General features: G+C 50.8%; 9 protein-coding genes, 1 tRNA gene and 2 rRNA genes. 8 read left to right on the plus strand and 4 right to left on the minus strand.

Annotated elements, in window-relative coordinates:
- Positions 1-37 precede the first annotated feature (37 nt).
- The 5 genes from ACOTXC_RS21135 to ACOTXC_RS21155 all read left to right on the plus strand — a co-directional run bounded on the left by ACOTXC_RS21135 (position 38) and on the right by ACOTXC_RS21155 (position 4960).
- Complete coding sequence (locus tag ACOTXC_RS21135) at positions 38-778, plus strand: carbonic anhydrase (protein WP_421767947.1); 741 nt, start codon at positions 38-40, stop codon at positions 776-778.
- 329 nt (positions 779-1107) lie between these two features.
- Positions 1108-2073, plus strand: coding sequence for a tRNA dihydrouridine synthase DusB (gene dusB / locus ACOTXC_RS21140; RefSeq protein WP_006812176.1), 966 nt, complete (start codon positions 1108-1110; stop codon positions 2071-2073).
- Between the two features lie 23 nt (positions 2074-2096).
- Positions 2097-2393, plus strand: a complete 297-nt coding sequence (fis, locus tag ACOTXC_RS21145) for a DNA-binding transcriptional regulator Fis (protein WP_000462905.1) — start codon at positions 2097-2099, stop codon at positions 2391-2393.
- 178 nt (positions 2394-2571) lie between these two features.
- On the plus strand, positions 2572-2736 hold the full coding sequence (locus ACOTXC_RS21150; protein WP_003860373.1) for a DUF2556 family protein: 165 nt from the start codon (positions 2572-2574) through the stop codon (positions 2734-2736).
- Positions 2737-2875: 139 nt separating this feature from the next.
- Positions 2876-4960: a putative bifunctional diguanylate cyclase/phosphodiesterase gene (locus ACOTXC_RS21155; RefSeq protein WP_126292135.1), complete on the plus strand. Its 2085-nt coding sequence runs from the start codon at positions 2876-2878 to the stop codon at positions 4958-4960.
- Here the strand turns inward: ACOTXC_RS21155 and envR are convergent.
- Positions 4955-5602, minus strand: coding sequence for an acrEF/envCD operon transcriptional regulator (gene envR / locus ACOTXC_RS21160; protein WP_022649574.1), 648 nt, complete (start codon positions 5600-5602; stop codon positions 4955-4957). The two genes, ACOTXC_RS21155 and envR, sit on opposite strands and share 6 nt — an antisense overlap.
- Positions 5603-5998: 396 nt before the next feature.
- Between envR and ACOTXC_RS21165 the strand changes: the two genes are divergently transcribed.
- The 3 genes from ACOTXC_RS21165 to ACOTXC_RS21175 all read left to right on the plus strand — a co-directional run bounded on the left by ACOTXC_RS21165 (position 5999) and on the right by ACOTXC_RS21175 (position 10732).
- On the plus strand, positions 5999-7138 hold the full coding sequence (locus ACOTXC_RS21165) for an efflux RND transporter periplasmic adaptor subunit (protein ID WP_023298751.1): 1140 nt from the start codon (positions 5999-6001) through the stop codon (positions 7136-7138).
- A gap of 11 nt (positions 7139-7149) precedes the next feature.
- Complete coding sequence (locus tag ACOTXC_RS21170; protein ID WP_421767948.1) at positions 7150-10263, plus strand: efflux RND transporter permease subunit; 3114 nt, start codon at positions 7150-7152, stop codon at positions 10261-10263.
- A gap of 247 nt (positions 10264-10510) precedes the next feature.
- Entirely contained in the window at positions 10511-10732 is a 222-nt protein-coding gene (locus ACOTXC_RS21175; protein ID WP_003860364.1) for a lipoprotein, read from the plus strand.
- 347 nt (positions 10733-11079) lie between these two features.
- Here the strand turns inward: ACOTXC_RS21175 and rrf (ACOTXC_RS21180) are convergent.
- The 3 genes from rrf (ACOTXC_RS21180) to rrf (ACOTXC_RS21190) all read right to left on the minus strand — a co-directional run bounded on the left by rrf (ACOTXC_RS21180) (position 11080) and on the right by rrf (ACOTXC_RS21190) (position 11444).
- Positions 11080-11195 (minus strand): 5S ribosomal RNA (gene rrf / locus ACOTXC_RS21180).
- A gap of 43 nt (positions 11196-11238) precedes the next feature.
- A tRNA-Thr gene (locus ACOTXC_RS21185) sits at positions 11239-11314 on the minus strand.
- Between the two features lie 14 nt (positions 11315-11328).
- A 5S ribosomal RNA gene (gene rrf / locus ACOTXC_RS21190) occupies positions 11329-11444 on the minus strand.
- Positions 11445-11449 lie beyond the last annotated feature (5 nt).

The following is an 11449-nucleotide window of genomic DNA, read 5'->3' on the forward strand; positions in this document are numbered from 1 at the left end:
CATTGATTTGGATAATAAAATTCACAGGAAGAATACGATGAAACACATTTCAGGCAAGGCAGCGCTGCTGGCGCTGAGCATGATTTCGGCTACGGCTTACGCATCACACTGGAGCTATCAGGGAGAAGGCGCACCGGAACACTGGGGCGAACTGGACGAGGCGTACAAGACATGTAAAAGCGGGATGTATCAGTCGCCGGTTAACATTGATAATACGGTCAAAGCTCACATCTCTCCGCTGGAAACGCACTATATCGACGGCCCGGTCATTCTGACAAACAACGGCCATACTATCCAGGCGAGTGAAAATGCCGATACACGCGACAGCATCACGCTTGATAAACAGCGCTGGACGTTACAGCAGTTCCATTTCCATGCACCATCCGAAAACACGGTGCACGGTAAAAAATACGCAATGGAAATGCATCTGGTCCATAAAAACGCTGACGGCGAACTGACGGTCGTTGCCGTTATGTTCGATCAGGGCGCGGCAAACGCTGCACTGGATAAACTCTGGGGCGTGATGCCAGGGCAGGTTGACCAGAACGTTACAATTAAGCCAACCCTCGATATGAATAAATTACTGCCTGCGGATAAAACCTACTGGCGTTTTAGCGGCTCCCTGACCACGCCACCGTGCTCAGAAGGGGTGACATGGTTGGTGCTCAAGCATCCGCTGACCGTCTCTGCTGAACAGCTGCAAAAATTCACTCACACTATGCACCACGAAAACAGCCGCCCGGTTCAGCCGCTTCATGGCCGTCTGGTTGTTGAATAAGCCGATTTTTTGCGCTGATATCCTGTGCTGAAATGCGACGCAGATCGCAAAGAAGCGCCATAATCTGCTGCATATCGCAGCAGATTATCCCGGCTAATTGATTCATTTATTCAGAAATGATGAGAAGTTACGGGAAATTGTAAGCGCCCACAAAATGTTCATTTCTTCATAACACAATGATTTAAATAGCGAATAATCTTATCCGAAAAGAATGACTGGCGATTCCTTGATCTACAACAGAGGATTGTTCAAAGTTTGGCCTTTCATCTCGTGCAAAAAATGCGTAATATACGCCGCCTTGCAGTCACAGTATGGTCATTTCTTAACTCATGCGCATCGGACACCACCAGCTTAGAAATCGCCTGATCGCAGCCCCAATGGCAGGTATTACCGACCGGCCGTTCAGGACGCTGTGCTACGAGATGGGAGCAGGATTAACCGTTTCCGAGATGATGTCGTCTAACCCGCAGGTTTGGGAAAGCGACAAGTCCCGCCTTCGGATGGTGCACGTGGATGAGCCAGGTATCCGCACCGTGCAAATTGCCGGAAGCGTGCCTGAAGAGATGGCAGATGCCGCGCGTATTAACGTGGAAAGTGGCGCCCAGATTATTGATATCAATATGGGTTGCCCGGCCAAAAAGGTGAATCGCAAGCTTGCAGGTTCAGCCCTTCTGCAATACCCCGACCAGGTGAAGTCAATCCTGACGGCGGTTGTCAGCGCAGTGGACGTTCCTGTTACGTTGAAGATTCGCACGGGTTGGTCGCCGGAACACCGTAACTGTGTAGAGATTGCCCAACTGGCCGAAGACTGTGGCATTCAGGCCCTGACCATTCATGGACGCACTCGCGCCTGTTTGTTCAACGGTGAAGCTGAATACGACAGCATTCGGGCAGTTAAGCAGAAAGTTTCCATTCCGATTATCGCGAATGGCGACATAACTGACCCGCTTAAAGCCAGAGCTGTGCTCGACTATACGGGAGCTGATGCTCTGATGATAGGACGTGCCGCTCAGGGAAGACCCTGGATCTTTCGGGAAATCCAGCATTATCTGGACACTGGGGAGCTGCTTGCCCCGCTGCCTCTGGCAGAGGTTAAGCGCTTGCTTTGTTCGCATGTTCGGGAACTGCATGACCACTACGGCCAGGCAAAAGGGTACCGAATTGCGCGTAAACACGTATCCTGGTATCTCCAGGAGCACGCTCCAAATGACCAGTTTCGGCGCACATTCAACGCCATTGAGGATGCCAGCGAACAGCTGGAGGCGTTGGAGGCATACTTCGAAAATCTTGCGTAATGAAATAAAGAGCTGACAGAACTATGTTCGAACAACGCGTAAATTCTGACGTACTGACCGTTTCTACCGTTAACTCTCAGGATCAGGTGACTCAAAAGCCCCTGCGTGACTCGGTTAAACAGGCACTGAAGAACTATTTTGCTCAACTGAACGGTCAGGATGTTAATGACCTGTATGAGCTGGTACTGGCTGAAGTTGAACAGCCACTGTTGGACATGGTGATGCAATACACCCGTGGTAATCAAACCCGCGCTGCCCTGATGATGGGCATCAACCGTGGTACCCTGCGTAAGAAATTGAAAAAATACGGCATGAACTGATACTAATCAGTTAAATGCTTGTTTAAAAAGGCGCTCTTCGGCATGGGGAAGCGCCTTTTTTATTGCACGGATGAGCGACCGTCAACGCTTTGTAAACCTTCTCCTTCCCCACTTTTCAACGCCCGCTTTTCGTGTATATTTCCACCACCTTACAGGCTCTCTTTTCGCGGAATGACACATGATTCGTAAATACTGGTGGCTGGTCGTTTTTGCTGTCTCTGTTTTCATTTTCGATGCGCTGCTGATGCAGTGGATTGAACTGATGAGCACCGAAACCGATAAATGTCGCAATATGAATTCCGTGAACCCGCTAAAACTGGTCAACTGCTCAGAGCTGGACTAGCCTCTTCCATCCTGTACCCCTCTGTTATCACCCAATAAAAACAGGGGCTTAAATCACTTTTCGTCATTTCCTGACGATGATAATGTCTGTGCCCTTTCCAACCGCTCTTGCTTAACGTCTCACAACGAGTGAACAGACCATGCTGGTTAGCCAATACAACCAAATCCTCGTCGTCATCTCCTTTATTGTCGCCATTCTTGCCGCCTATACCGCGCTGAATATGGCTGCGCGCGTTGCCGGAAGCCAGGGCGTCGCTGCACGCGTCTGGCTGGCAGGTGGCGGAGTTTCGATGGGGATTGGCGTGTGGGCGATGCATTTCATCGGTATGCTGGCGATGGATCTTTCCATGAGCATGAGTTACAACGCGACCCTGACCGTGCTTTCGATGATTATCGCCATCAGCTCGTCAATGTTCGCCCTGTGGCTCGTTAGCGGCGAGCAGCTACATTTGCGCCGACTGCTGCCTGGCGCCGTCGTGATGGGTGCAGGCATAGTTACCATGCACTACACCGGTATGGCTGCCCTGGAGGTCACTCCGGGTATTGTCTGGGATAAAACGTGGATGGCTATCTCTGTGGGCATAGCCCTTGCCGCTTCACTGGCCGCTCTTTGGCTGACGTTCCGTTTACGTCAGGAAGCTGCACGAATGGCGTTGATGCGTCTGGGGGCGGCGATCACCATGGGCATCGCTATCGCTGGCATGCATTACGCCGGCATGGAAGCAGCACAATTTCCAATGTCGACGATGGTCCACCATCATGGCATTAACGGGAGCTGGCTGGCGATACTGGTTAGCGTGGTCGCGCTCGCTATTCTGGGGATTACGCTGCTGGTATCGATGTTCGATGCCCGCCTTCAGGCTCGTACCTCGCTGCTGGCCTCATCCCTGGCAGAAGCTAACCGTGAACTCGCACAGCTGGCGTTGCATGATACGCTGACGCGCTTACCCAATCGTATTCTGCTTGAGGATCGCCTCGATCAGGCCATCAGCAAGGCCGATCGCGAAGGAAGCCCTTTCGCGCTGATGTTTATGGATCTTGATGGCTTTAAAACCGTCAACGATGCCTATGGTCATGATGTCGGTGACAATCTTCTGGTTGCGGTGACTCAGCGTTTGCTGTTGCAGTTGAAAGGTCAGTACACGCTGGCGCGTATCGGTGGGGATGAATTCGTCCTGCTGGCCGAAACCACTACCCCGGATGATGCTGCCTCACTGGCAAATTCACTGGTACGCGTCATTGATAGCCCGTTCCATCTCGATCCTTACGAATTGATGGTCACCCTGAGCATTGGCATTGCGCTCTATCCACACGATGGCAAAACCGATCGTGAACTGATGTTTAACGCTGATGCTGCGATGTACCACACGAAACATATGGGTCGCAACGGTTATCACTTCTTTCAGCCGTCAATGAATACGCTGGCGCAGACGCATCTACAGCTGATGAATGATCTGTGGCAGGCCATCGACCGTGATGAGTTACGCCTGCTTTATCAACCTAAATTCCATGCCCCTGCCGGGCCGGTCATCGGATTCGAAGCGCTGTTACGCTGGCAGCATCCCAAACAGGGATTACTGCCCCCCGACCTGTTTCTACCGCTTGCAGAGAAAACCGGGCTGATTATTCCAATTGGAAACTGGGTAATCGACGAGGCCTGCCGCCAACTGCGAGAATGGCACCTTCAGGGCCACACGGACTGGTCAATGGCGGTGAATCTTTCTACGTTGCAGTTCGAACAGCCGTCGCTGGTTAAAACGGTTCTCGATTGTCTGACGCGCCATAGCGTACCGCCCGGCATGTTGATCCTGGAGGTGACCGAAACCACGGCGATGAGCAATCCGGACGAAAGCGTTCGTGTCCTGACAGCGCTGACGGATGCGGGCGTAAAAGCCTCGATAGACGATTTTGGTACAGGTTATTCAAGCCTTCTTTATCTTAAGCGACTCCCTGCCTGCGAGTTGAAAATCGATCGTGCTTTTGTAAAAGAGTTAAGTGGAGAGAGTGAAGATGCGACGATCGTCTCGGCGATTATCGCCCTGGCAAAAACGCTGAATCTGAAGGTCGTGGCAGAAGGGGTCGAAACCGCAGCGCAGCAGACCTTTCTGACAGAACTGGGATGCAATACGCTACAGGGTTATCTGCTGGGCAAACCGATTACCGCGCAGGCTATTATGGAACAGTGCCAGCACGGGGAGATGTCACCATCCCGTATGCAATCATGAGGCTGTATCGTAGAACACTGGCGCCACTCGAGTGATATTTAGTGTCGCAAGAATATTATCCACCAGCGCCGGCGCCTGTTTGTACAGATTAAAACTGTTGCTATCCATTAACCAGTTTTTAATGACTCCGCTAAAAAATGCGTGGAAAACAATCAGCGCCAGTTCAATATTAGTTTGGGAAGAAATAATGCTACGCGCAACGCATTGTCTCAACGTCCTGCGAAGATAAGTATCGTTTAAACCGATCCGCTTGCGTATTTCACATTCTGAAATCACATCGTCATGAAATTCACACTTATGATACAGAATTTGTAAAAGAGCATACTGACGTGGCTCGCTCGCAATATATTGCAGCGCGACAATAAACTGTTCACGAAGCATTAACAAAGGGTCATCTTTTTCAGAAAGTATTAACCTGTCACGAATCATTTCACGCAGCGGCAATTGCTGTTCCCAGATGGCGTTAAATATTTCCGCTTTACTCGAAAAATGCCAGTAAACCGCCCCGCGAGTAAGTTGAGCAGCATCGGCGATGTCGGTAAGCGTGGTATTAGCCACGCCACGTGTCGCGAATAGCCCGATAGCGGCTTCAATCAGCTGCTGCCGGGTCTTTTGAGCCTCTTCTTTCTTTTTACGCGCCATAGCCTGCTACTCATTACTTATACGGTTGATACGACATCAAACGTTATTAAAGGGTCGTGTAAGTCAAAGTATTCACCATGACCCGTTTTAGTTTTGCACAAAAAAAGTCAATTCATTTAATTTATAATTCATACGAATAAATTGAGCGAATCAAATTCATTAAATAAATAGTTTGTATTTACTCATAAGTATTCCGTTGATTATCCTGACAGAAGCCGGATTTCGAATACACTGATTCAGAATCTGATTTTGCTTTTTATTGCCTCCATCAGCACTTATAAATTAAAAAACCTTGAATACCCTCATTATTATACGCAGCTACATTTCTTTTTTTGCCTCACACCCTTTCACCGACTTATGGCATATATCGGTTCAAGGGTAGTTTAAGGAACAGTAATGACGAATCACTTCAGACGCTTACCCTTATCCGGTTTCATTGTCTGTGCTGCACTGCTCGCCGGGTGCGATGGGCAAGAAAACCCACAGCAGCATGGGCAAGCTCCTCAGGTCAGTGTTCATATTGTCAAAAGCGCGCCACTGGCCGTAACGACGGAATTGCCAGGCAGAACTGACGCTTATCGTGTAGCGGAGGTTCGTCCCCAGGTAAGTGGTATCATTCTGCACCGTAATTTTACCGAAGGCAGCGACGTCAAAGCGGGTGAATCACTTTATCAGATCGATCCGGCCACCTATCAGGCAGCCTACGATAATGCGAAAGGTGAACTGGTAAAAGCGCAGGCGGCGGCAAACATAGCCCATCTGACGGTAAAACGTTACCTTCCGCTGGTCGGTACGCAATATGTGAGCAAGCAGGAGTATGATCAGGCGGTGGCAACCGCCCAGCAGGCGGATGCAAGCGTCGTTGCCGCGAAAGCTGGCGTTGAGAGCGCGCGGATCAATCTTGCTTATACGAAAGTCACATCGCCAATCAACGGGCGCATTGGCAAATCCAGCGTCACTGAAGGGGCGTTAGTCACTAATGGTCAGTCAACCGCACTGGCGACAGTTCAGCAGCTCGATCCCATTTATGTCGATGTAACGCAATCCAGCAGCGATTTTATGCGTCTGAAGCAGCAGACGAGCCTGCAAAAGGGAGACACCAGCAGCGTTGAGTTGCTGATGGAAAATGGCCAGCCTTATCCGCTGAAAGGAACGCTTCAGTTCTCTGATGTCACGGTAGATGAAAGTACCGGCTCAATCACCCTTCGCGCTCTCTTCCCTAACCCTCAGCATATGCTGTTACCGGGTATGTTTGTCCGTGCACGCATTGACGAAGGCACACAGCCTGATGCCATCCTTGTTCCCCAGCAGGGGGTAACCCGTACACCTCGCGGTGATGCAACCGTGCTTGTGGTAAACGATAAAAACCAGGTGGAATCTCGCACTGTCGTTGCACCGCAGGCGATTGGCGATCGGTGGTTGATCACGGAAGGTCTGAAAAATGGCGACCGCGTCATTATCAGCGGCCTGCAAAAAGTTCGCCCTGGCGTCACCGTCGTGGCTATTCCTGATACCGCCGCGACTCCAGCCAGTTAAGGGATAACGAGATGGCTAATTTCTTTATTCAACGGCCTGTTTTCGCCTGGGTGCTCTCCATCATTCTGATGATTGCGGGCGGGCTGGCCATTTTAAAACTGCCGGTGGCGCAATATCCAACCATTGCGCCGCCAGCAGTTGCGGTGACAGCGACCTACCCTGGCGCTGATGCCCAGACGGTCCAGGATACCGTGACGCAGGTTATCGAACAGAACATGAACGGAATCGACAATCTGATGTACATGTCGTCCACCAGTGATTCTGCCGGTAACGTCACCATCACCCTGACGTTCGAGTCGGGTACGGATCCTGACATCGCGCAGGTGCAGGTTCAGAACAAACTCCAGCTCGCTATGCCGCTGCTACCGCAAGAAGTACAGCAACAGGGGATCGGCGTGGAAAAATCCAGCAGCAGCTTCCTGCTGGTCGCGGGATTTGTGTCGGATAATAAAAACCTCACTCAGGATGATATCTCCGACTATGTCGCTTCTAACGTAAAAGATGCGATCAGCCGTACTTCCGGCGTCGGTGATGTGCAGCTGTTCGGTGCGCAGTATGCAATGCGCATCTGGCTGGACAGCAACGCGATGAATAAATATCAGCTCACGCCGTTGGATGTCATTAACCAACTGAAAACGCAGAACGACCAGATTGCTGCGGGCCAGTTGGGAGGAACGCCGTCCGTACCAGGGCAGCAACTGAACGCCTCAATTATTGCTCAAACGCGCCTGAAATCGCCGGAGGAGTTTGGCCGTGTGACGCTGAAGGTGAACCAGGACGGTTCAATGGTCCACCTGAAAGATGTGGCCCGCATTGAACTGGGTGGCGAAAACTACAACATGGTCACCAAAATCAATGGCCAGGCAGCAACGGGGCTCGGGATCAAGCTGGCGACTGGCGCAAACGCGCTGGATACCGCTGCCGCCATTAAGAGTAAACTGGCGCAGTTGCAGCCCTTCTTCCCTCAGGGCCTGAAAGTCGTTTATCCGTACGACACCACACCTTTCGTGAAGATCTCAATCCATGAAGTGGTGAAGACGCTGTTTGAAGCGATCGTTCTCGTGTTCCTGGTGATGTACTTGTTCCTGCAAAACCTGCGGGCGACCCTTATTCCGACTATTGCCGTGCCCGTGGTGCTACTGGGTACCTTTGCAGTACTGGCTGCGTTTGGTTTCTCCATTAACACCCTGACGATGTTCGGGATGGTATTGGCGATAGGTTTGCTCGTCGATGATGCCATCGTGGTGGTTGAGAACGTAGAACGCGTCATGGTTGAGGACAAGCTGCCGCCAAAAGAGGCGACCCAGAAGTCGATGGAGCAAATCCAGGGCGCTCTGGTGGGCATTGCCATGGTGCTTTCAGCGGTGTTTATTCCGATGGCATTTTTTGGAGGTTCAACCGGGGCTATCTATCGCCAGTTCTCGCTAACCATTGTCTCCGCGATGGCCTTATCGGTGCTGGTGGCGTTGATATTAACGCCTGCTTTATGTGCAACGCTGCTCAAACCGGTTTCCAGCGACCATCATGAAAAGAAAGGTGGATTCTTCGGCTGGTTTAACGCGCTTTTTGATAAGAGCGTGGAGCACTACAGCAACAGCGTGAGCGGCATTTTACGTAAGACCGGACGCTATCTGCTGGTTTACGTCATCATCGTCGGCGGCATGGCAGTACTGTTCCTGCGCCTGCCTTCCTCCTTCCTGCCGGAAGAGGATCAGGGGGTGTTTATGACGATGGTTCAGCTGCCGGCAGGGGCGACGCAGATGCGTACCCAGCAGGTACTCGATCAGGTTCAGGACTATTATCTGACGAAAGAGAAAGCGAACGTTGAATCGGTCTTTACCGTAAACGGATTTAGCTTTAGCGGGCAGGGGCAGAACTCCGGTATCGCTTTCGTCAGCCTGAAGCCATGGGAAGAACGCCCGGGCAAGGAAAACGGCGTTGAGGCGATTGTCAGCCGCGCAACGAAAGCGTTTAGCCAGATCAAAGATGGTCTTGTATTTCCGTTTAACCTCCCTGCCATTATTGAACTGGGTACCGCAACAGGCTTTGACTTTGAACTGATTGACCAGGCAAACCTGGGACATACGCAGCTCACGCAGGCACGTAACCAACTGCTTGGCATGGTAAGGGAACATCCTGACTTACTGGTCCGCGTGCGTCCTAACGGACTGGAAGATACGCCACAGTACAAACTGGATGTCGACCAGGAGAAGGCCCAGGCGCTGGGTGTGAGCATATCTGATGTCAATCAGACCATCTCAACAGCATTGGGTGGCACTTATGTGAACGACTTTATCGATCATGGACGCGTGAAAAAAGTTTATGTCCAGGCTGATGCTCGCTTCCGTATGTTACCAGGAGATATTAACGACCTGTATGTGCGTAGTGCTAACGGCGAAATGGTGCCTTTCTCTGCCTTTAGCAGCTCTCACTGGGTGTACGGCTCACCTCGTCTGGAACGTTACAATGGGATGCCATCAATGGAGATCCTCGGTGAGTCTGCGCCAGGCAAAAGTACCGGTGAGGCAATGGAGATGATGGAAAGCCTTGCGTCGAAACTGCCTTCCGGAATTGGCTACGACTGGACGGGGATGTCTTATCAGGAACGTCTTTCCGGAAATCAGGCTCCAGCACTGTATGCCATTTCACTGATTGTGGTGTTCCTGTGTCTGGCGGCTCTCTATGAAAGCTGGTCAATTCTATTCTCGGTCATGCTGGTTGTGCCCCTGGGGGTGATCGGCGCGCTTCTGGCTGCATCAATACGTGGGCTGAACAATGACGTTTACTTCCAGGTTGGTCTGCTTACGACAATTGGTTTATCAGCCAAAAACGCCATACTGATCGTTGAGTTCGCCAAGGATCTTATGGATAAAGAAGGCAAAGGGATTATTGAAGCCACGCTGGAAGCCTCACGTATGCGTCTGCGCCCTATCCTGATGACCTCTCTGGCATTTATCCTTGGTGTTATGCCTCTGGTCATCAGTAGTGGCGCAGGTAGTGGGGCACAAAACGCTGTCGGGACGGGCGTGATGGGCGGGATGCTGTCAGCCACTCTGCTGGCCATTTTCTTTGTTCCTGTTTTCTTCGTTGTTGTCCGGCGACGGTTTACAAAGCATAAGGATTAATGAAAATCATAAAGGCACCTCTGGTGCCTTTTTTATTTCCTGTCAGCATTCTAATAAAAAGACATCTCTTCACATTTCCTCCATAAATAATCAACGCCCCTCTTTTTTCTCCATGATTTTTACAATCCACACAATTTGAGATTATTCCCCGTGCTGTATGGTATTAGTGCGGTGGTAAAATAATCATCAATTCGTAAATTGCCGCATCGGCTCTTAAGCGAATAAGCGATCATATTGAGGTAACATCATGAAAAGATTCCTTTCCGTTGCACTTCTCGCTGCGCTGCTTGCTGGTTGCGCGCACGACTCTCCCTGTGTACCGGTATACGACGATCAGGGGCGACTGGTTCACACCAATACCTGTATGAAGGGGACTACCCAGGATAACTGGGAAACAGCAGGTGCGATTGCCGGTGGCGCCGCAGCAATAGCTGGCCTGACTCTCGGTATTGTCGCCCTGACTAAATAATACTTTTAAAAGCGCGGCCATCGCCGCGCTTTTATTTTATCTAATCAAAGGGATGTATATTTCCCCTCTCAGATATCATCAGATAATTTTTAGATTCAGTATCCTGTTTTTTTTATAGCCCTATTTCCTTACCTATACAACCTCAGTCTGAATCACTGAATTGATTTAACGCTGCTGCGAGTAAGCATTATGCATTCCGTGAATTCATTTATAGCTGGGTTAAGACGCTTTAATACGTCAGTAAGGTATTAACGGCACTCGTTGGAATATCTGATAAGGAAATTGGTTTAGCTGAGGGCATAACGCAAAAAGGCCATCCTTTCGGATGGCCTTTCTACTTGTTTGATGTCTGGCAGTTCCCTACTCTCACATGGGGAGACCCCACACTACCATCGGCGCTACGGCGTTTCACTTCTGAGTTCGGCATGGGGTCAGGTGGGACCACCGCGCTAAAGCCGCCAGACAAATTCTTTTACTTCTTGCCGAACTTTAACCTAAGTATAAAGTGGTGCTGATACCCAGAGTCGAACTGGGGACCTCACCCTTACCAAGGGTGCGCTCTACCAACTGAGCCATATCAGCACGCTAAATTTGATGCCTGGCAGTTCCCTACTCTCACATGGGGAGACCCCACACTACCATCGGCGCTACGGCGTTTCACTTCTGAGTTCGGCATGGGGTCAGGTGGGACCACCGCGCTAAAGCCGCCAGGCAAAT

Origin of the sequence: Enterobacter cloacae complex sp. IR5428 (genome assembly GCF_049238585.1) — a bacterium.
GTDB classification, from domain to species: domain Bacteria; phylum Pseudomonadota; class Gammaproteobacteria; order Enterobacterales; family Enterobacteriaceae; genus Enterobacter; species Enterobacter intestinihominis.

Coding starts and splice junctions, on each gene's coding strand:
- ACOTXC_RS21135 (WP_421767947.1), top strand. CDS start 38: ATGAAACACATTTCAGGCAAGGCAGCGCTGCTGGCGCTGAGCATGATT.
- dusB (WP_006812176.1), top strand. CDS start 1,108: ATGCGCATCGGACACCACCAGCTTAGAAATCGCCTGATCGCAGCCCCA.
- fis (WP_000462905.1), top strand. CDS start 2,097: ATGTTCGAACAACGCGTAAATTCTGACGTACTGACCGTTTCTACCGTT.
- ACOTXC_RS21150 (WP_003860373.1), top strand. CDS start 2,572: ATGATTCGTAAATACTGGTGGCTGGTCGTTTTTGCTGTCTCTGTTTTC.
- ACOTXC_RS21155 (WP_126292135.1), top strand. CDS start 2,876: ATGCTGGTTAGCCAATACAACCAAATCCTCGTCGTCATCTCCTTTATT.
- envR (WP_022649574.1), bottom strand. CDS start 5,602: ATGGCGCGTAAAAAGAAAGAAGAGGCTCAAAAGACCCGGCAGCAGCTG.
- ACOTXC_RS21165 (WP_023298751.1), top strand. CDS start 5,999: ATGACGAATCACTTCAGACGCTTACCCTTATCCGGTTTCATTGTCTGT.
- ACOTXC_RS21170 (WP_421767948.1), top strand. CDS start 7,150: ATGGCTAATTTCTTTATTCAACGGCCTGTTTTCGCCTGGGTGCTCTCC.
- ACOTXC_RS21175 (WP_003860364.1), top strand. CDS start 10,511: ATGAAAAGATTCCTTTCCGTTGCACTTCTCGCTGCGCTGCTTGCTGGT.